The 19,886-nt window shown below is 70.7% G+C and carries 21 protein-coding genes; 11 read left to right on the forward strand and 10 right to left on the reverse strand.

What is annotated here, in order from left to right; genetic code table 11:
• Positions 1–124 precede the first annotated feature (124 nt).
• The gene (locus ABD366_RS30660) at positions 125–1,708 is read right to left on the reverse strand and encodes a DHA2 family efflux MFS transporter permease subunit (RefSeq protein WP_324769084.1); all 1,584 of its coding nucleotides are present in this window, start codon (positions 1,706–1,708) and stop codon (positions 125–127) included.
• 191 nt (positions 1,709–1,899) lie between these two features.
• Between ABD366_RS30660 and ABD366_RS30665 the strand changes: the two genes are divergently transcribed.
• A complete protein-coding gene (locus tag ABD366_RS30665) occupies positions 1,900–2,898 on the forward strand; it encodes an Lrp/AsnC family transcriptional regulator (RefSeq protein ID WP_324769083.1) in 999 nt (332 codons plus the stop codon).
• 195 nt (positions 2,899–3,093) lie between these two features.
• Entirely contained in the window at positions 3,094–4,089 is a 996-nt protein-coding gene (locus ABD366_RS30670; protein WP_324769082.1) for a TAXI family TRAP transporter solute-binding subunit, read from the forward strand.
• Here ABD366_RS30670 and ABD366_RS30675 read toward each other — a convergent pair.
• Positions 4,068–5,510 (reverse strand): sensor histidine kinase, encoded by a 1,443-nt coding sequence (locus ABD366_RS30675; protein WP_324769081.1) that lies wholly within the window; start codon positions 5,508–5,510, stop codon positions 4,068–4,070. The genes ABD366_RS30670 and ABD366_RS30675 overlap by 22 nt on opposite strands.
• Before the next feature lie 21 nt (positions 5,511–5,531).
• Positions 5,532–6,218, reverse strand: a complete 687-nt coding sequence (locus ABD366_RS30680) for a response regulator transcription factor (RefSeq protein WP_324769080.1) — start codon at positions 6,216–6,218, stop codon at positions 5,532–5,534.
• 254 nt (positions 6,219–6,472) lie between these two features.
• On the opposite strand from ABD366_RS30680, the gene ABD366_RS30685 reads away from it, so the two are divergent.
• The 8 genes from ABD366_RS30685 to ABD366_RS30720 all read left to right on the forward strand — a co-directional run bounded on the left by ABD366_RS30685 (position 6,473) and on the right by ABD366_RS30720 (position 13,150).
• A complete protein-coding gene (locus tag ABD366_RS30685; RefSeq protein WP_324769078.1) occupies positions 6,473–7,252 on the forward strand; it encodes an amino acid ABC transporter ATP-binding protein in 780 nt (259 codons plus the stop codon).
• A 49-nt stretch (positions 7,253–7,301) separates the two neighbouring features.
• Positions 7,302–8,219: a glutamate ABC transporter substrate-binding protein gene (locus ABD366_RS30690; protein WP_324769077.1), complete on the forward strand. Its 918-nt coding sequence runs from the start codon at positions 7,302–7,304 to the stop codon at positions 8,217–8,219.
• A 130-nt stretch (positions 8,220–8,349) separates the two neighbouring features.
• Positions 8,350–8,997 (forward strand): amino acid ABC transporter permease, encoded by a 648-nt coding sequence (locus tag ABD366_RS30695; protein ID WP_324769076.1) that lies wholly within the window; start codon positions 8,350–8,352, stop codon positions 8,995–8,997.
• Complete coding sequence (locus ABD366_RS30700) at positions 8,994–9,926, forward strand: amino acid ABC transporter permease (RefSeq protein WP_324769075.1); 933 nt, start codon at positions 8,994–8,996, stop codon at positions 9,924–9,926. Before ABD366_RS30695 ends, ABD366_RS30700 begins: the two co-directional genes overlap by 4 nt.
• Before the next feature lie 217 nt (positions 9,927–10,143).
• Complete coding sequence (locus tag ABD366_RS30705; protein WP_324769074.1) at positions 10,144–11,778, forward strand: FAD-dependent monooxygenase; 1,635 nt, start codon at positions 10,144–10,146, stop codon at positions 11,776–11,778.
• 205 nt (positions 11,779–11,983) lie between these two features.
• Positions 11,984–12,073, forward strand: coding sequence for a putative leader peptide (locus ABD366_RS30710; protein WP_344442854.1), 90 nt, complete (start codon positions 11,984–11,986; stop codon positions 12,071–12,073).
• Positions 12,074–12,203: 130 nt separating this feature from the next.
• Positions 12,204–12,749, forward strand: coding sequence for a cupin domain-containing protein (locus tag ABD366_RS30715; protein ID WP_324769257.1), 546 nt, complete (start codon positions 12,204–12,206; stop codon positions 12,747–12,749).
• Positions 12,740–13,150 (forward strand): rhodanese-like domain-containing protein, encoded by a 411-nt coding sequence (locus ABD366_RS30720; protein ID WP_411293708.1) that lies wholly within the window; start codon positions 12,740–12,742, stop codon positions 13,148–13,150. Before ABD366_RS30715 ends, ABD366_RS30720 begins: the two co-directional genes overlap by 10 nt.
• Positions 13,151–13,210: 60 nt before the next feature.
• Here the strand turns inward: ABD366_RS30720 and recX are convergent, their stop codons facing one another.
• The 4 genes from recX to ABD366_RS30740 all read right to left on the reverse strand — a co-directional run bounded on the left by recX (position 13,211) and on the right by ABD366_RS30740 (position 16,856).
• Positions 13,211–13,993, reverse strand: coding sequence for a recombination regulator RecX (recX, locus tag ABD366_RS30725; RefSeq protein WP_324769071.1), 783 nt, complete (start codon positions 13,991–13,993; stop codon positions 13,211–13,213).
• Between the two features lie 3 nt (positions 13,994–13,996).
• Positions 13,997–15,115: a recombinase RecA gene (gene recA, locus ABD366_RS30730; protein WP_324769070.1), complete on the reverse strand. Its 1,119-nt coding sequence runs from the start codon at positions 15,113–15,115 to the stop codon at positions 13,997–13,999.
• Positions 15,116–15,363: 248 nt separating this feature from the next.
• Complete coding sequence (locus ABD366_RS30735) at positions 15,364–16,602, reverse strand: AI-2E family transporter (RefSeq protein WP_324769068.1); 1,239 nt, start codon at positions 16,600–16,602, stop codon at positions 15,364–15,366.
• A gap of 59 nt (positions 16,603–16,661) precedes the next feature.
• Positions 16,662–16,856 carry a DUF3046 domain-containing protein gene (locus ABD366_RS30740; protein ID WP_324769067.1) on the reverse strand — a complete coding sequence of 65 codons (195 nt, stop codon included), beginning with the start codon at positions 16,854–16,856 and terminating at the stop codon, positions 16,662–16,664.
• Positions 16,857–16,935: 79 nt separating this feature from the next.
• On the opposite strand from ABD366_RS30740, the gene ABD366_RS30745 reads away from it, so the two are divergent.
• Positions 16,936–17,886 (forward strand): hypothetical protein, encoded by a 951-nt coding sequence (locus ABD366_RS30745; protein WP_324769065.1) that lies wholly within the window; start codon positions 16,936–16,938, stop codon positions 17,884–17,886.
• A 29-nt stretch (positions 17,887–17,915) separates the two neighbouring features.
• Here the strand turns inward: ABD366_RS30745 and ABD366_RS30750 are convergent, their stop codons facing one another.
• From ABD366_RS30750 to ABD366_RS30760, 3 genes are read right to left on the reverse strand one after another with little or no spacing between them, the layout of a single operon-like run.
• The gene (locus ABD366_RS30750; protein WP_324769064.1) at positions 17,916–18,224 is read right to left on the reverse strand and encodes an AzlD domain-containing protein; all 309 of its coding nucleotides are present in this window, start codon (positions 18,222–18,224) and stop codon (positions 17,916–17,918) included.
• Positions 18,221–18,994 (reverse strand): AzlC family ABC transporter permease, encoded by a 774-nt coding sequence (locus tag ABD366_RS30755; RefSeq protein ID WP_411293704.1) that lies wholly within the window; start codon positions 18,992–18,994, stop codon positions 18,221–18,223. Before ABD366_RS30755 ends, ABD366_RS30750 begins: the two co-directional genes overlap by 4 nt.
• On the reverse strand, positions 18,919–19,857 hold the full coding sequence (locus tag ABD366_RS30760; protein ID WP_324769255.1) for an AraC family transcriptional regulator: 939 nt from the start codon (positions 19,855–19,857) through the stop codon (positions 18,919–18,921). Before ABD366_RS30760 ends, ABD366_RS30755 begins: the two co-directional genes overlap by 76 nt.
• Positions 19,858–19,886 lie beyond the last annotated feature (29 nt).

Consider the following 19,886-nt stretch of genomic DNA (forward strand, 5'->3'; position numbering starts at 1 on the left):
GTCATCGCGGCTCTACGGACAACTCCCCGGCGTCCGCGCCCGGTTGGGGCGCGGACGCGTTCGGTCCGGCTGCGGGCACCACAATAGGAATCGCTCACAAAATTGTCAGCAATTTCGCCTACATTTAGCCGGGGACTTCGGTCGGCACGGGTTCCGCCGTCGGCGCGGGCTGCTGCGTGCGCCGAACCGGCGTACGCAGCAGGAGGAACGCGACCAGCGCCGCTACGAGGGTGAGTGTTCCGGCGACCGTGAGGCACAGGCGCATACCGTCGAGGAACGCCTCCCCCACGGCGCCCATGGCCGGTCCGGTGGCCGCACCCAGGTCGGCGCCGGCGACCGCGCCGAGCCCGCCGTCATGCGCCGCCGCGACAGCCCGCCGACCGGCCTCTCCCGTGACGCCGGCGTCGGCCAGCCGCTCCGGGAACGAATCCAGCGCCCTGGTGGTCAGCAGGGCGCCGAGCACGGCAGGACCAAGGGCGCCGCCGACCTGCCGGAAGGCGTTGTTGCCCGCCGCCGCCATGCTCGCGAGGGGGTAGGGCACAGCGGAGACCGCGGTGGCGGTCATCGGCGTGATGACGCAGCCCATGCCGAGGCCCAGCACGATCAGCCGCCAGGCGACGGACCCGAACGACGTGTCCACGTCGAGGGTGAGCAGCGAGAAGAGCGCCGCGGAGACGACCAGCAGCCCCGAGGTGATCATCGCGCGGGGCGAGATCCGGTGCATCAGACGTCCGGCGGGACCGCCCACCACGAGAGCCGCCGCGGAGACCAGCAGCAACCGGACACCGGCGTCCAGCGTGTCGAGCCGCTGCACCATGCCGAAGTACAGGCTGAGCAGGAAGAAGAAGCCGATGAGCGCCAGAAAGGTGATCATGGCGACGAGGGTGGCGGCGGTGAACCCCGGGCTGCGGAACAGGGTCAGGTCCAGCATCGGGCTGTCGCTGCGCCGCTCGGCCAGGACGAAGCCGATGCCGCCGAGCACGGCCACCGCCAGGGCGAGCACGACCCTGGTCTCGGTGAAGGACGCGGCGCCGCCCTCGATGACCCCGTACACCAGCGCGGTGACCGCGACCATGGCGGTGAGCTGACCGGGCCAGTCCAGCGTGCGGCCGTGCGCGGCGCGCGAGTCGGCCAGCAGCCGGGCGGCCACCACCATGGTGATCAGCGAGACCGGGATCGGCAGCACGTAGATCCAGCGCCAGGCGGTGTGGTCGATGACCGGCCCGGCGATGAGCGGGCCCACGGTCAGCGCCGCGAGCAGGGACATGGCCCACAGCCCGATGTACTTGCCGCGCTCCCTGACGTCCGGCACCGCGTGGCTGATGAGGGCCAGCGTGGTCGGCAGCAGGGTCGCCGCGCCGAGGCCCGCGAACGCCTGCCCGAGCCACAGCACCTGCACGGACTGCGCGGACAGCGCGATCGCGGCGCCGAGGGCCGAGAACAGCAGCCCGGCCTGGAACACCTTCTTCCTGCCGTGTACGTCGCCGAAGACGCCCGCGGTGAGGATGAACGCGGCCATCGGCAGTACGAAGGCGTCCTGGACCCAGGCCAGTTGGGACGTGGTCGCGCCGAGCGCCTCCTGGATCGCCGGCAGGCTCACGGCGACGGTGGTGATCGGCAGGTAGGCGACGAAGACGCCGAGGCAGGCCATGAAGAGGGTGGCCGCTCTGCGGTCCCCCGCGCTGCTCGCCGGTGTCGTGACGTTCAAGAGAACTCTCCTTCTGGACGCGGGCGCAGCCACCCGGCACGGGCGTGATCGCCCGGCAGGGACGTGATCGCCCGACACGGACGTGATCGCCCGGAGAGCCAGATTCGGCGTGCGCCGCGTCGAACGCCTATGCAGAAGCGGGAAGTGCACCAGAACCTCCAGCCCAGAGCGTTCGGCTGCATACTTCCCTCATGCTTGACGCCGTCGACAGGACGATCCTCCGCTCGCTGCAGATCGCGCCCCGCGCGCCGTTCCGGCTGATCGGCGAGATCGCCGGGGTCTCCGAACAGACCGCCGCCCGCCGCTACCAGGGTCTGCGGCGCAGCGGCGTCATGCGGGTGGTCGGCCTCGTCGACCCGGCCGTGTACGGCGACGCCCGCTGGGTCGCGCGGGTCCGCTGCCGCCCGGACCGGGTCGGGCCGCTCGCGCACGCACTGGCCCAGCGGCCGGACATCGCCTACGCCGCGCTGGTCTCCGGCGGTTCGGAGATCGTCTGTGTGATCAGCGCGCCGGTCGACGCCGCGCGCGAGGACGTCCTGCTGCGTCAGTTGCCCCGGGCCGCCGCAGTCCTGGACGTCAGCATCGACCTGATCATCCACCCCTTCGGCGCCGGGGTGCCGGGCAACTGGACCGGGTACGGCGATCCCCTCACGGCCGAACAGACCCGCCTCCTCCAAGCGCAGCGGCCTCCTGGGCCCATCGGCCCGGCCCGGCCGCCCGCCGACGAGGACGCGCCCCTGCTCGCGGCCCTCGCGGAGGACGGACGCGTCACGCACACCCGGCTCGCCGGGCTCACCGGCTGGTCGAAGGCCCGGGTCGCCCGCCGCCTCGAGAGGCTCGAGCGGTCGGGAACGCTCCTCTACGACGTCGATCTGCTGCCCGAGCTGCTGGGCCACCGGCTCAACGCCACGCTCTGGCTGCGCGTGGCACCGGCCCGCCTCGCCCGGGCCGGTGAGGAGCTGGCCCGTCACGACGAGGTCGCCTTCGCGGCGGCGACCAGCGGCGACCACAACGTGATGGTGAGCGTCGCCTGCCGGGACGCCGAGGATCTGTACCGCTATCTGACGACGCGCGTCGCGGCTGTTCCCGGCATCGACGGGTACGGAGTCAGCATCCGGGTCCGGCGCCTCAAGCAGGCGGCCTCCCTCATCGCCCACGGGCGCCTCGTCCAGGCGGCGCCGCCGGTCTGAGACAGACCATTTGGGACAGCACGGTCCCCGCCCGAGACAGACCGGCGATCACGAGCGGCCGAGGGCAGCGTCCACCCGGTGGGCTCCGGCACCCCGCCGGCAACCGGACGGGCAGGGACCGAGGGCCTGCCGCTGCCCCGCGAGAAGCCCGCCAGGCCTGGTCAGCACCCGGTCCGAGCTGGCAGGATCGCGCGTATGCCCGCTCCGTTCACCCGTGTCACCCGCCGCCGCGCACTCACCGGAGCCACGGCCGGGCTCGTCGTGTTCGGACTGCTGCTGTGGTGGCTGCTCCCCCTGGGCGAACCGGCGCAGAGTGGACGGGTCACGATCAGCACGGGCGCCCGCACCGGCGTCTACGAGAAGTACGGCAACCTGCTGAAGACGGCCCTGTCCCACGACCTCCCCCGGCTCGACGTGACCCTCACCGGCAGCGAGGGTTCATGGGACAACGTGGAGCGGGTCGCCACCGGCAAGGCCGACTTCACCATCGCCGCGGCCGACGCGGTCGCCAAGTACCAATACGAGGACCGGCCGGGCGCGCTGCGCCTGCGCGGCTGCGCCCGCCTCTACGACGACTACATGCAGCTCGTCGTGGCGGACTCCTCCTCCGTGCGGAAGGTCGCCGACCTGCGCGGCAAGAAGGTCGCCGTGGGCGGGGACCGCTCGGGCGTGCGGCTCATCGCCGACAAGGTGCTGCGCGCGGCGGGCCTGGACATCAACAGGGACGTCACGCCCGTGGGTATCGGCATAGACGCCATGCCCCAGGCCCTCAAGTCGGGGGAGATCGACGCGTTCTTCTGGTCGGGCGGCCTACCCACCAACCACGTCCGCAACCTGTCGGCGAAGTTCCCGGTCCGCCTCGTCGAACTCGGCAGCCTCGTCGACGAACTGCACAGACAGGGCGAGTCGTCCCGCTACTACCGGGCCGCCGTGATGCCCGCCGACGCCTATCCGGCCGCCCAGCAGGGCAAGGCCGTCAGCACGCTCGCCGTGGCGAACCTGCTGGTCACCACCGATCGCACCGATCCGGAACTGACCGAGGCGATGACGCGTACGGTCATCGACAGCCGCGACCACATCGGCGCCGAGGTGCACGCGGCGCAGCTCGTCGACCTCAGGACGGCCGTCTACACGGACCCGCTCTCCCTGCACGAGGGCGCGCGCCGCTACTACCGGTCCGTCAAGCCCTGAGAGCCGCCCCGGGGCTCCGGCACCGGCGCCGCCCTGGGCACGCGCACCGTCACCTTCAGCCCGTGCGGTTCGTGCGGGGCGTACGTGAGGGAGCCGCCGCCCGCTGTCAGCAGCGCCCGGGAGATGGACAGGCCGAGGCCCGAGCCCTTGATGTTCTGGTGCCGGCCGCTGCGCCAGAACCGGTCGCCGATCCGGGCGAGCTCCTCCTCGCGCAGACCGGGGCCGTGGTCGGCGACGACGATGGCGCTGCTCTCCCCGTTCGCCGCGACCGTGACCGTGACCTGCTCGCCCGCGGGCGTGAACTTCAGGGCGTTGTCGATCACCGCGTCCAGGGCGCTGGACAGCGCGACCGGGTCGGCCCAGCCGGTCACCGCGGGGCAGTCGGCGACCAGCCGTACACCCTTCTCGTCCGCCGTCAGGCGCCAGGCCTCGACGCGCTCGGCGGCCAGCTCACCGATGTCGGTCAGCTGCAGGTCGGCGTCGGCGTGCTCGGCCAGGGCCAGGTCGAGCAGGTCGTCGAGGACCCGGGCCAGGCGCTTGCCCTCGGCCCGTACGGACGCGATCTCCTCGTTCCCCTCCGGTAGTTCGTAGGACAGGACCTCGATGCGCAGCAGCAGGGCGGCGAGCGGGTTGCGGAGTTGGTGCGAGGCGTCGGCGACGAAGGCGCGCTGCTGCTCGAGCACGTCCTCGACGTTGTCCGCCATCTCGTTGAACGACCGGGCCAGGCGCCGGAGTTCCGGCGGGCCGCCGGCGGCCGCGACCCGCGACTTCAGGCGTCCGGTGGCGATGTCGTGGGTGGTCGCGTCGAGGACCCGGACCGGACGCAGCACCCAGCCGGTCAGGCGCAGCGCGGCGCCCACCGCGAGGAGCATCGCGGCGACCTCGCCGGCCGCGATGAGGAGCCAGCCGCGCAGTGTCGCGGCCCGCATCGCGTCGGTGGGCGAGTCGGTGACGACGACCGCGACGACGTCACCGTCCCTGATGACCGGTGAGGCGACCACGAGCCGGCCCCGCTGCCACGGCCACACCTGTGGCGGATCGTGGCTGCCGCGCGAGTACAGCGCCTCGTCGAACGCGGCCCGCAGGGCGCCGTCCCGTGGCACCCGCAAGTCACCCGGCGCCCGCCCCATCGGCTCCCAGGTGCGGTAGAAGACGCCGGCCTTTATGCCGTACACGTCGTGGTAGCGGGCGAGTTCCTTCTGCAGCGTCTGCTGCCGTTCGTCCGCCACGTCCTCCCCGCCCTCGTCCGGCCGGGTCGTGACGAACTGCGCGAGCGAGGCGAAGCGGGCCGTGTCGTCGATCCGGTCGACGACGACCTTCTGCTGCTGTGCGGAGGCCACGCTCACCGCGAGCGGGAACCCGAGCGCGAGCAGCACGCCCGCCATGAGGACGATGAGCAGCGGAAGCAGACGGGCGCGCACCCGGGGACTCTACGGCTTCCGCTACGCGGCCGGGGCCACGAGGCGGTAACCGACGCCGCGCACGGTCTCGATGAGCGCGGGCATCCGCAGCTTGGAGCGCAGGGAGGCGACATGGACCTCCAGGGTGCGCCCCGTCCCCTCCCAACTCGTGCGCCACACCTCGCTGATGATCTGCTCCCGGCGGAAGACGACGCCCGGCCGCTGCGCGAGCAGGGCCAGCAGGTCGAACTCCTTGCGGGTGAGCTGCACGACGGATCCGTCCACCGTGACCTGCCGGGTGGGCAGTTCGATGTGGACGGCGCCGAGCCGCAGCCCGCTCTCGGCCACCGGCGCACTCTCCGCACCTGTGTTGCGCCGGCTCACGGCATGGATGCGGGCCAGCAGTTCGCCGGTGTCGTAGGGCTTCACCACGTAGTCGTCCGCGCCGAGATTGAGCCCGTGGATGCGCGAGCGTACGTCCGCGCGCGCGGTCACCATGATGACGGGCGTCGACGTGCGCTTGCGGATCTTGCCGCAGACCTCGTAACCGTCCTGGTCGGGCAGGCCCAGGTCGAGCAGGACGACTCCGAAGCCGTCGGGTTCGGGGACGAGGGCCTGGAGCGCCTCCTCGCCGTTACGGGCGTGCAGCACCGAGAAACCGTGCCGGGCCAGCACGGCGGACAGGGCCGCGGCCACATGGTCGTCGTCCTCGACGAGCAGCAGTCTCATTCCGGCCCCCTCTCCCGTCCCGGATTCTTCAGGTTCACCAAGGCATCCACGCCGATACATGCGGATGCCGTCAAGAGTCTGCCGGTCACGGCCGTGTTCCGTTATGCAGCCGGTACGCGCCAGCCCCGCCCTCTTCACACATGGTGTCCGGTTGCGGCCGGATCGTTATGCTCAATTTCCCCTCAGATGTAATGACGCTGGTCGCATGGCGTTATTAATGTCCTCCCAACCGAGGAGGATGGAGCAAGACCCCGATGACCGAAGTTTCGGTGACCAAGGACGCCACTCCCCCTGCGGGCGACGCACTGGTCGCGCTGAGCGAAGTGAACAAGCACTTCGGAGCGCTGCACGTGCTGCAGGACATCGACCTGACCGTCGCGCGAGGTGAGGTCGTCGTCGTCATCGGCCCCTCGGGCTCCGGCAAATCGACGCTGTGCCGCACGATCAACCGCCTGGAGACGATCGACTCCGGCAGCATCACGATCGACGGCAAGCCGCTGCCCCAGGAGGGCAAGGAACTGGCCAGGCTGCGTGCGGACGTGGGCATGGTGTTCCAGTCCTTCAACCTCTTCGCGCACAAGACCGTGCTCGAGAACGTGACGCTGGGTCAGGTCAAGGTCCGCAAGGCGGACAAGAAAAAGGCCGAGGAGAAGGCCCGGACGCTGCTCGACCGGGTCGGGGTAGGCGCCCAGGCGGACAAGTACCCCGCACAGCTCTCCGGCGGCCAGCAGCAACGTGTCGCCATCGCACGGGCGTTGGCGATGGACCCGAAGATCATGCTCTTCGACGAGCCGACGTCGGCGCTCGACCCGGAGATGATCAACGAGGTGCTCGAGGTGATGCAGCAGCTCGCCCGGGACGGCATGACGATGGTGGTGGTCACGCACGAGATGGGCTTCGCCCGCTCGGCGGCCAACCGCGTCGTCTTCATGGCGGACGGCCGGATCGTCGAGGAGTCCGCCCCCGACCAGTTCTTCAGCAACCCGCGCAGCGACCGGGCCAAGGACTTCCTGTCGAAGATCCTGCACCACTAGTTCACTGCCGAATCTGCCGACACGAAGGCCGACACGAAGGATGTTCACCATGAAGCTCCGCAAATCCGCCGCTGCGGCGACCTTGGCCGTGCTCGCTCTGACCGCTACCGCCTGTGGCGGCGAGTCCGGCAACGCCGGTGACAAGCCCGCCGGCACCACCGGCGGCAAGAACCAGCCGAAGCTGCCCACCTACAAGGTCGCCACGGACGTCAAGCTGGACTCCGCGGCCCTGAAGCGGGCCCAGAAGGCCGGCAAGATCGTCGTGGGTGCCAAGAACGACCAGCCCTACCTCGGCTTCGAGGACACGGACGGCAAGCGGTCCGGCTTCGACATCGAGATCGCCAAGATGGTCGCCGCCGACCTCGGCTTCAAGCCGTCCCAGGTCGAGTTCAAGACGGTCGACTCGAACGTCCGTGAGACCACCATCTCCAAGGGCGAGGTCGACCTCTACGTAGGCACCTACACGATCAACGACGAGCGCAAGAAGCAGGTCGGTTTCGCCGGCCCGTACTTCCTGGCCGGCGCGGACCTCCTGGTGCGCAAGGACGACAAGGCCATCACCGGCCCGGACTCGCTCAAGGGCAAGACGGTCTGCTCCATCAAGGGCTCGACTCCGCTCCAGGAGATCAAGAAGCCCAAGTACGGCGCGAAGACCATCGAGCTGTCGAAGTACTCCGAGTGCGTGCAGCAGCTCCTCAACAACGAGGTCGACGCCGTCACCACCGACGACGCGATCCTCAAGGGCTACGCCGCCCAGCGCCCCGAGAAGCTGCGGGTCGTCGGCAAGCCCTTCACCAAGGAGCCGTACGGCGTCGGCATGAACAAGGACGACAAGGCGCTGCGCGACGCGGTCAGCGACGCCATCGAGGCGCACCAGAAGAACGGCGACTACAAGAAGGCGTACGACGCGACGCTCGGCCTGTCCGGCTCCGCGTACACCGAGCCGCCGGCGCTCGCGCGTTACTGATCAGCGCCTACTGATCGACGCCTGAGGGGTTCTCTTCCGCGGCGGGCGCATCCCTGCGATGCGCCCGCGGCGTGGCCCTTGCTGTCCGTCTCCCTGTCGCCCGTCCGCTGCCGCCCACGAGGACATCCCCGTGAACGTATTGCTCGACTATCTCCCGGAGTTTCGCGAGGGGTTCATAGGCACCGTCCTGCTGACCCTGGCCAGCGGGCTCCTGGCGATGGTCCTCGGCGTGATCATCGCCGGCTTCCGTGTCTCCCCCGTCCCGCCCCTTCGACTGTTCGGCACCGCCTGGGTCACGCTGTTCCGCAACACGCCCCTGACGCTGCTCTTCCTTGTCGTCTGGTTCGTCATCCCGGTCATCTTCCTGCCGGGCCTCAACCCGTGGACCAAGGCGCTGCTCGCGCTGGGCTGCTACACCTCGGCGTTCGTCTGTGAAGCCGTCCGCTCCGGCATCAACACGGTGCCGCTGGGCCAGGCCGAGGCCGCCAGGTCGATCGGCATGACCTTCTCCCAGACGCTGCGCATGATCATCCTGCCGCAGGCCACGCGGACCGTGCTGCCGCCGCTCAGCTCGATCTTCATCGCGCTGACCAAGAACTCGGCCATCGCGGGCGCCTTCAGCGTCGCCGAACTCTTCGGGGTGCAGAAGCTGTTGAGCGACAAGGGTTACGCCATCGGCTGGATCTTCCTGTGGGTGGCCCTCGGCTACCTCGTCATCACCTTCACCATCAGCGGTCTCTTCCGGCTGCTCGAGCGGCGCATGGGGGTCGCACGATGAGTTCGAGCGTCCTGTACGACGCACCCGGCCCCAAGGCCCAGGTGCGCAACCGGATCTACACGGTCGTCGGCTCCCTCGCGGTGCTCGGCCTGATCGCGTTCACCCTCTACCGGATGAACGCCACGGGCCAGTTGGAGTCCGAGGTCTGGAACATCTTCAACAACGCGGGAGTCCGCGCCAACATCCGTGACGGTGTGCTGACCACCCTGAAGGTGTTCGCCGCCGCCGGTGTGCTCTCCCTGGTGCTCGGTCTGCTCCTCGCGGTGGCACGCCTGTCCGACCACAAGTCGGTCAGGTGGTTCGCCACCGGCTTCATCGAGCTGTTCCGCGCCATCCCGCTGCTGATCACGATCTACGCCCTGTGGGTGCTCTTCCTCACCTACAAGGAGAACCTCGGGATCGTCGGCGAGAACTCCGCCTTCTGGGCGCTCACCATCGGCCTGACCGTCTACAACGGCTGTGTCCAGGCCGAGGTCATCCGCGCCGGCGTCAACGCCGTACCGCGCGGCCAGGTCGAGGCGGCGTACGCACTGGGGCTGCGCAAGTCCCAGGTGATGACGATGCTGCTGCTGCCGCAGGCCGTCCGCGCCATGCTGCCGACGATGATCAGCCAGCTCGTGGTGACCCTCAAGGACACCTCGCTCGGCTACATCATCACCTACGGCGAGCTGCTCTTCGCGGCCCGCACGATGGCCAACAACATCATCGTCAACGGCGACAACCCCATCACCGCGGTGGTCATCGTCGTGGGCGCCATCTACATCGCGATGTGTCTGGCACTGTCGTCGCTGGCCACATGGATCGAGCGGCGGGGACGTCGCACCAAGAAGGGCGTGGCCGTGGCTCCCGCGGGCGAACCCACCGTGGAGATGTCGGAGATCGAGCAGGCTCTCGGCAAGGGCGGCACCGGCGGCGCCGGCGGCGCCTGACGGAACGACACGCACCATCATCGACCGTTCCGGTGTCTCGGAGGCAGTGGCATGATCGCCACTGCCTCCGTCACTTGACGCAAGCACCGGCAATGGGTTGCATACGCTCTGTGAACGTGCACCCCGCTCCAACTGCCCCTTCTTGTACGTCCAGTACGCCACCCGCACCGCGCGGGACACTTTCCGGCGGACTTCCCGGGGCAGGAGGGGCCGCGCCGTGGATCCGGTGATCGTCGTCGGCGCGGGCCCCGTCGGGCTCGCGCTGTCCCTCGCCCTCGCCCGCCACGACGTCCCGTCCGTGGTGCTCGACGAGGGTCCCGGCAAGGACGAGCAGCGTCCCGCCCGCACCGTCGTCCTGCGTGAGGACACCGCCGCGCTCGTCGAGCGCCTGTCGGGTACGTCGTTCGACCGGGCCGGCTCCCGTTGGACCGGTTGGCGTTCCCTGCGCCGCAAACAGGAGATGCGTACACTCACCTTCGGTGAGCAGTCCCCCGCACCGCTCCACATCGCCCAGCACGAACTGACCGGCGCGCTGCGCGAGGCCGTCGCGCGGGAGCCGCTCATCAAGGTCGCCGTCGACAGCCGCCTCGACTCGATCGAGGAGGACAGGTCAGGGCTGACCGCGCACACGCGCGGCCCCAAGGGCACGTGGTGGCGCGGCAGTTATCTGGTGGGCTGCGACGGCCCCCGCTCCACGGTCCGCAAACTGCTCGACATCCGCTTCCCGGGCCGTACCGCCGTCGAACGGCATGCGGTCGCCGCGCTGCGCACGGAACTTCCGTGGCCCGGTGAGGCGTTGCTCCATCGGAGCCCTCCGTGGCGGACCTCGGGTCCGGCGGGCTCGGAGGTCGTCGGCCGCCCCCTCGCCGACGGCGTCTGGCGCCTGGACTGGCTGCTGCCGCCCCGCAGCGACCTGGTCACCCCCGACGTGCTGGTGGCGCGCATCCGGGAGACCCTCGCGGGCTGGTGCGGAGGCTCCACCCCGCCGTACGAACTGCTCGACACGGGCGTCCACACCGTCCACCACCGTCTCGCCCGCCGCTGGCGCGTGGGCCGGGCCTTTCTCGCCGGCGACGCCGCACATCTGCTGGGGGCGCTCGGCACCCAGGGCCTGGACGAGGGGCTGCGCGACGCGGACAACCTCTCCTGGAAGCTGGCCCTGACCTGGCACGACGGGCCGCACCCGGCCCCCGCCGCACTGCTCGACAGCTACCAGGCAGAGCGCCGCGCCATCGTCGCCGCCCGTCTGCGCGCCGCGGACCAGGCGCTGCCGATACTGCGCGGCGGTAAGGGGCCGAGAGGACTGCGGGCCTACGTTCCCGGAGGCGCCCGGGGCCACGACGCTCTGCTCACGGACGGTCACCTGGGTCACGGCCCGCTGGGCGCGCCGGGGGCGTACACCGACTCGCCTCTCGCACCCCTGCCCACCGAATCACAGGTGGACGTGGGCACCGCACCGGGCGCCCCGATCGCCGATGTGCGGGTGACGGCGCCCGACGGTTCGTTCGTCCGGCTGCGCGACCGGCTGGGCCTCGGACACCTGCTCGTCGTCCTCGTCGCGCCCGGCACCGGTGTGTGGGAGCGCAAGCACTGGATGTCCGCGGGGCTGATGCCCCGGCTCGCGGCGGCCATCGCCGCGCTGCCGCACGAGGCGGAACTGCTCGTCGCGGAGAGCTACCCCGGGGCTGCCGCCCATACCGTGCTGCTGATCCGGCCCGACGGGCATCTCGTGACGGCGCTCAGCGGAGTGCGCCCCGCGGAACTGTACGAGGCGGCACAGACGGCGCTCGGCGGCGCCGCACCCGAGGGCGAACCGGTGGAGTCCGCGGCGAGAACGGGTGGACCTGCCTGATCACGTGTCTCCGGGGGCGCGCGAGGGGCGTTGTGTCGCGCGCCACTCGCGGGCCGCTCGCGGGTTACTCGTGTGCCGCTGGTGGCCGGCCAGCGGGCCAGCAACAGGCCCTGTAACAGGCCCTGCAACAGGCCGCTTGCGAGGCTGAGCCGGGGTTTCTGGACGTGAGTTGACCGGCATCCGCCTCCGTGGTGTACTCCGGAGCGTGACGATCGACACCGATGTACGCCTGTGGCGGAGGGTCCATATGGACCTCGTCCGCTATGCGGGCTGCGTGTGTCGCCCGTCCTGCTGAATTCGCCTTTTCCCCTTCCGCGTGCCTGCCCCGCGCTGCCGGTCCCTTCGGCGCCCCGCGGCACGCGTCCTTCGCGAACTCCAGGACGGTATTTGTGTCTCTTCCCACGACGACCACGTCATCCGCGCCCCTGACGTCCCCCGACTCTGCCCCCGCCTCGTCCGGTCCGGCTGCGCAGGGCGTGGCGCCCACCCAGGCCGAGCTGCTCGACTTCGTCCGCCGCACCGCTGCCGACCGCGACCTCATCGCCTCCCTGCCGCTGGATCCGGAGGGCCGCACGTGGGTACGGCTCGAAGGTCCCGGCGGCAGCGAGGCCTGGCTCATCGGCTGGCCGCCCGGCACCGGCACCGGCTGGCACGACCACGCCGAGTCCGTCGGCGCCTTCCTCACCGCGTCGGGTGAGCTGCGGGAGAACGCCCTGGCTGCCCGGCTGCCCGCCGACGGCTGGCAGACCCTGGAACTCTCCGAAGGAGTCGACAGGCAACGGAGTCTGACGTCCGGTCAGGGCCGCGCCTTCGGCCGCCACCATGTGCACGAGGTCCTGAACGAGTCCCTCAGCGAGCACGCCGTCTCGGTGCACGCCTACTACCCGCCGCTCCCGCAGATCCGCCGCTACAGCCGCACCGGTCAGGTGCTGCGCCTGGAGTCGGTGGAGCGCCCGAAGGACTGGCAGTGAGCGCCGCGGACCCCCGCCGGGTGGGCATCGACGAGCTGCTGGAACAGGTGCGGTCCGGACTCGACCGCGTCGAAGCGCGGGAGGCCTTCGACGCGGCCTCCGGAGGTGAGGCACTCCTGGTCGACATCCGGTACGCGGCGCTGCGCGAGCGCGACGGGCTGATCCCCGGAGCGCTGGTGGTCGAGCGCAACGAACTGGAGTGGCGTCTCGACCCCCAGGGCAGTCACCGCGCGCCCGAGGCGACACATCATGATCTTCGCGTGATCGTCGTCTGCAACGAGGGCTACGCCTCCAGCCTCGCGGCCGCGTCCCTGCGTCAGTTGGGGCTGCACCGGGCGACGGACCTGGTGGGCGGCTTCCAGGCGTGGCGAACGGCGGGCCTGCCGGTCACCGAGGCGTAAGGTCCCCGCCCTGCCGGTCACCGAGGCGTACAGTCCCCGCCCTGCCGGCCTCCGACGCCTCTACTCCCCGAACCCCAGGTCCTCCGTCTCCTCCCCCTCTTCCTCCAGCGCCTGACGCACCACACGGAGCGCCAGGCCCTCGGGGTACCCCTTGCGGGCGAGCATGCCCGCGAGGCGGCGCAGCCTCTTGTCGCGGTCGAGGCCGCGCGTGGAGCGGAGCTTGCGCGCGACGAGCTCGCGCGCGGTCTCCTCCTCCCGCTCGGCGTCGAGCTGCCCGACCGCCTCGTCGATCACCGTGGAGTCCACGCCCTTGGTGCGCAGCTCACGGGCGAGCGCCCGACGGGCCAGTCCCCGCCCGTGGTGCCGGGACTCCACCCAGGCGTCCGCGAAGGCGCTGTCGTTGATCAGCCCGACCTCCTCGAACCGGGACAGCACCTCCTCCGCCACCTCGTCCGGGATCTCCCGCTTGCGCAGAGCGTCCGCCAGCTGTTTGCGCGTGCGCGGGGTCCCGGTGAGCAGACGTAGGCAGATGTTCCGTGCCCGCTCCGCCGGGTCCCCTGACGGCTCCCCTCGCCCGCCCCCCGACGAGTCAGGGGGGCCGTCGTCCCCCGTGGCGCCGGACGGATCCCCGAACCCGCTCCGGCGTCGGCGTCCGCGCGGCCCGGCCCCGCCACGCGAACGTCCCCCGCGGCGCGGCCCGCCCGCCGCACCGTCCCCCGCTTCGACGTCGTGCCCGGCTTCCCCGTACGCGGCATCGTCGTACGCCTCGTCGCCCCCGTGCCCCCGGCCCTCGGGGACGGCGGGGCGGGCGTCGTACTCACCCCAGTCGGTTCGTCGTGTCACGGACTAGCTCTTGGCCGCCGCGGCCTTGGTCTTGGCGACCTTGGGAGCGGGCACCGTCTTTGCGGCGTCCTCGACGGGCGCCCCGGCCACCACGTCGGCGGCCGGCTCGACGGCGGGCTCCTCCGGACGGACACCGACGCCCAGCTTCTCCTTGATCTTCCTCTCGATCTCGTTGGCCAGGTCGGGGTTGTCCTTGAGGAAGTTGCGCGCGTTCTCCTTGCCCTGGCCGAGCTGGTCGCCCTCGTACGTGTACCAGGCGCCGGCCTTGCGGACGAAGCCGTGCTCCACGCCCATGTCGATCAGGCCGCCCTCGCGGGAGATGCCCTGGCCGTAGAGGATGTCGAACTCGGCCTGCTTGAAGGGCGGCGCGACCTTGTTCTTGACGACCTTGACGCGGGTGCGGTTGCCCACCGCGTCCGTGCCGTCCTTCAGGGTCTCGATGCGGCGGATGTCCATGCGCACCGAGGCGTAGAACTTGAGCGCCCGGCCACCGGTCGTGGTCTCCGGCGAGCCGAACATCACACCGATCTTCTCGCGGAGCTGGTTGATGAAGATCGCGGTGGTCTTCGACTGGTTGAGCGCACTGGTGATCTTTCGCAGGGCCTGGCTCATCAGACGGGCCTGCAGACCCACGTGCGAGTCACCCATCTCGCCCTCGATCTCCGCACGCGGCACGAGCGCGGCGACGGAGTCGATGACGATGAGGTCGAGGGCGCCGGAACGGACCAGCATGTCGACGATCTCCAGAGCCTGCTCGCCGTTGTCCGGCTGGGACAGGATCAGGTTGTCGATGTCGACGCCGAGCTTCTTGGCGTACTCGGGGTCGAGAGCGTGCTCGGCGTCGATGAAGGCCACCGACCCACCCGCACGCTGCGCGTTCGCCACGGCGTGCAGCGTCAGCGTCGTCTTACCGGAGGACTCCGGACCGTACACCTCCACCACGCGGCCGCGCGGGATGCCGCCGACGCCGAGCGCGACGTCGAGCGCGGTCGACCCGGTGGGGATGACCTCGATGGGTTCATTCGGCCGCTCGCCCATGCGCATGACAGCGCCCTTGCCGAATTGCCGTTCAATCTGTGCGAGCGCGGCTTCGAGCGCCTTCTCGCGGTCGGTTCCTGCCATGGGTTCCACCCGGTTTGCTTGTGTCGATCGCTTCACGTCAAAGACGCTAACGCCTGCCACTGACAATCGGCCTCGACGCCCGTCCGCCTGTGGATAACTCGAGGCTCCTCGCCCGGTCACTCTCTCCGGATCCCTTGGGATTCCTGAGAAGAAAGCCCCTGGTCGCTCCATAAGAATGGATGTTCGATTTCAGTGTCAAGCGCACCACGCGGGGCGCGCCGCGCGGCGGGACCGGCTTCGGGACCCGCCTACCGACCCTCGGCGTTGGGCTCGTTCGGCCCCCGCAGAGCGCGTCGTGCGCGGGCCAGGACCGACGCGCCGCCGCGCCTGCGGTGTCCGTGTACCCGCGGATCGTCGGTGACGTCGTACCGCTTCACATACGCGCCCAGGAACGCCTGGAGCGTCGCGACGGCGGGGATCGCGATCAGGGCGCCCACCGCACCGAGCAGCGCCGTGCCCACGATGACCGACCCGAAGGCGACCGCGGGGTGGATGTCCACCGTCTTCGCGGTCAGCTTCGGTTGCAGCATGTAGTTCTCGAACTGCTGGTACACGACGACGAAGATGAACACCCACAGCGTGTACCAGGGGTCCACGGTGAAGGCGATCAGCATCGGCAGCGCGCCCGCCAGATAGGTGCCGATGGTCGGGATGAACTGCGAAACGAGGCCCACCCACACGGCGAGCACCGGTGCGTAGGGCACCCCGAGGGCCTGCAACAGGATGTAGTGGGCGATCCCGGAGATCAGCGCCATCAGGCCGCGCGAGTACAGGTAGCCGCCCGTCTTGTCGACGGCGATCTCCCAGGCGCGCAGCACCTCGGCCTGCTTGGCGGGCGGCAGCACCGAGCACAGCGCGCGCCGCAGCCGCGGCCCGTCGGCGGCGAAGTAGAACGAGAACAGCGTGACCGTCAGGAGCTGGAAGAGGCCGCCGAGCACCTGCGCGGAGACGTCGAGGACACCGGTCGCGCTGTTCTGGACGTACTTCTGGAGCCAGTCCGAGTGCAGCAGGCTGTCCTGGACCTCGACGCGGTTGAGCTCCGTGTGGAACGTCTGGTTGACCCAGCTGATGACCTGGTCGAGATATTTCGGGAAGTCCTCGACCATGTCCACGATCTGGCCCGCGAGCATCGACCCCATCAGCACGACGAAGCCCGCGCCCGCGATCATCACGGCGAGGAAGACGAGGCCCGTGGCAAGGCCGCGGCGCAGACCGCGCGCCGACATCCAGCTCACCGCGGGCTCCACCGCGAGCGCCAGGAAGAACGCGATCAGTACGTTGATCAGCAGCCCGGTGATCTGGTGGAAGGCCCAACTGCCCAGTTGGAAACAGGCGATGAGAGCCAGGGCTAGCACCATGGCGCGCGGCAGCCACCGCGGCATGCCCGCGCGCGGGACCGGCGTCGGGCCCGGCGGCCGCTCGGGGGGCGCCGTACCGGGCGGTGCCGCGTCGGCCGTCACCGGGAAGGTCTCGTCTGTCGCTGCCACGGAGCCAGTCTCGCCCACACCTGGGACAATCGGTGAACTCCCCCGTCCCGCCACCGCTCTCAGCGCTTCTCGGCGGGCACGTTCATCGTCGTGCACACCACGCGCCAGACGTCCTTGGCCTCCCAGCCGGAGTCGAGCGCCTCGTGCACCGTGCGCCCGCCGAGACCCGCCATCACATGATCGCGCGCGAACGTGTCGGCGTACCCGGACCCGAAGTGATCCGCCATCCGTTGCCAAAAGACCGTCAACCGCATGCCTCCAGTATCCCGCCCCTGAGAGTGGGGCCCGGTCCGGGAGGCTCGCCGAGAACGCTTTCCGTCCTACGGTCGGTGCATGGCTGAAACCGGAGCTTCCCCACTCCCCTCATCGCCGTCGGCACGCTCCCCGCTCTCCCGCGCCGAATCGTTCGTCTGGTCGACCGCGCGCGTCCTGGAACAGCGCCGCTTCGCCTATCACTTCCTGGAGGCCTCATCCGCCGCGGCCGACGCCGTCGAGCTCGCCCTGGCCGCCTACCGCAACGAGGACGACGGGTACGGCTACGCCCTCGAACCCGATCTGCGCGGCCCCGCCGGCCAGCCCCTGCACACAGGTCACGCGCTGCGCGTCCTGGACTCGATCGGACGGTGCTCGGGGCAGCGCGTGGAGCGCGTGTGCCGGTATCTGACCACCGCGTCCACCCCGGAAGGGGCCCTTCCGGCGGTACTTCCCAGCCAGCGCGGCTATCCGCATGCCCCGTTCGTCCCCGTGGTCGACGACCCGCCGGGCGAGCTGCTGGCCACGGGCCCGGTGGTCGGCCTGCTGCACCGCAACGAGGTGTGGCACGCCTGGCTGTTCAGGGCCACCGAATTCTGCTGGTCCGCCGTCGAGTCCCTGAAGACCTCGCATCCGTACGAGGTCGAGGCGGCGGTCGCCTTCCTGGACGGTGTGCCGGACCGCTCACGCGCGCGGGCAGCCGCCGACCGCCTCGGCCGTCTCGTCCGCGAGCAACGCCTCGTGGTCCTCGATCCGGGGCACATGGAAAACTACCCGGTCGCTCCTGGTTACGCGCCGGGCGAGCACCACTTTCCGTACGACTACGCGAAGACGCCCGAATCGCTGGCCCGCTCCTGGTTCACCGACGAGGAGATGGCCCGCGCGCTTGACCACCTGGAGAGGGAACAGCGGGAGGACGGCGGCTGGCCGGTCAACTGGCGCCAATGGGCACCGGGCGCCACCGCTGAGTCGCGCCCCATGGTGACGATCGAGGCCCTGCGCACCCTGCGCGCTCACGGGCGTCCCCTGTAGTCATCACTCAGGGCACGCAGGGGGGCACGTCAGCCCGTAAGGGCCCGTACCCCGGCCGTGGCGACCACGGCGACAGCGACGACCACGAGGAAGGGCGCGCGCAGCACGAGGGCGACGGCGGCCGCGGCCAGGCCCGCGGCCTTGGCGTCCAGGATCAGGACGCGGCCCTCCGCGAACGTCTGCTGAGCCGTGAGCGCGGCGAGCAGCGCGACCGGCAGCAGGGCCGCGAGCCGCTTCACCGCGGGCCGCTCCAGGGCGCCCGCGGGTACGAGCAGACCGATCAGCTTGACGGCGTAGCAGCCCACTGCGGTGACACCGATGGCGATCCAGATGTTCATCGGTCTCCTCCTTGTGCGGCGTCGGAAGCGGAAGTGCGGCGACGCCCTTCTATGTAGAGCACGGTCGGCGCCGCGAGGGCGGCCACCAGCACGGGGACTCCGGCGGGCAGCACAGGAAGCAGCCCGAGCCCGAGTACGACGGCGACGGCCGCGACGGCGCGCTCCGTGGTGCTGCGCAGCATCGGTGCCAGCAGCGCGAGGAAGACGGCCGGACCGGCCGCGTCGATCCCCCAGGCGTCGGTGTCGCCGATGGCCTCGGCTCCGAGGGCGCCGAGGAGCGTGGTCAGGTTCCACAGGACGTACAGGGTGAGCCCGGTGACGGTGAAGCCCATGCGCACACTGCGCCGCGTCGGCTGGGCCAGGGCGACCGCCGCCGTCTCGTCGATGACCCAGTGCGCGGCGAACGGCCGCACCGCGCGCGGGAGGGCCAGTAGCTGCGAGAGACGCAGCCCGTAGAACGCGTTGCGCACCCCGAGGAAGAACGCGCCGGCGGCGGCGGTGAACGGGTTGCCGCCGGCCGCGAGCGCGCCGACCAGCGCGAACTGCGACGCCCCGGTGAAGACGAGAAGGCTGAGCGCGCAGGTCTGGAGCACAGTGAGGCCGCTGCCCGCCGAGGTCACTCCGAAGGCGAAGCCGGACAGGCCGACGGCGACTCCGACGCCGAGTGCGTCACGGACGACCGCGCCGTCGGACTTCAGGGCCTCGTCGGCGTGCTCGGGGCGGGGGCTGTCCGGTGGTCGTATGTCTGCGGGTGTTGTCTGTTCTGCCACGTCTCGGACAGTACGAGAGGGCGCTGGGCGGTTTCTTGTACGTTCTTGCGCTCGCGCTGGTAGGCCCCGGGAGGCACGCCGACGATCCGGGTGAAGTGCCGGTTCAGATGCGGCTGGTCGGTGAAGCCGACGGCCACGGCCGCCTCGGCGGGCGCCGTGCCTTTTTCCAGGAGGCGACGCGCGACGCGCACGCGCGCGTTGGTGAGCCAGGCGTGCGGTGGCATCCCGTAGGCGTCGCGGAAGGCCCGCAGGAGCGCGAACGAGCTGGTGCCGAGGTCCGCCGCCAGGGTCTCCAGAGACGGCGGATCCGTCATGCCCTCTTCCAGTACCTCACGCGCGCGTGCCGCGGCCGAGGCCCCCGCCGACCGGAGCGGCCGCGGGGCGAGTGCCGTGCCGTGGTCCCGCAGCAGCCGGGCGAGGACGATCCGCAACAGGCTGTCGGCGGCCAGCGCGTTGCCCTGCTCTGCGGCCCGGTGCACCTCGCGGACGAGGTGTGCGGCCTGCGGGTCGGTGACGATGGTCTCGCCGAAACTCACGGTGCCGCGGATCGTGGTGGTCTCCGCGGCTATCTCGCCGACGACCCGCGCCGACGGATAGAGCGTGGAGTACGACCAGCCGTCGGGCCCGGCGGCCCGCGCGGTGTGCGCCACCTCGGGGTTGATCATGACGACGGTGCCGGGCCTGGCGTGCACGGTGTCGTCGGGCATCCCGACCTCTTCGACTCCGCGGGAGACCGCCCCGAGCACATACCCGTCGTGGCTGTGGCGCGGGAAGGTGTGCCGCAGGTAGCGGGCGCGCAGCAGGTCGAGGCCGGGCAGCCGCTCGTACTGCCAGTGCCGTGCCCATTCGCCCTCGCCCGCCATGCCCCCATTCTGCGTCACGTCACCCCGAT

Source organism: Streptomyces kunmingensis (assembly GCF_039533535.1).
Lineage (GTDB): Bacteria > Actinomycetota > Actinomycetes > Streptomycetales > Streptomycetaceae > Streptomyces > Streptomyces kunmingensis.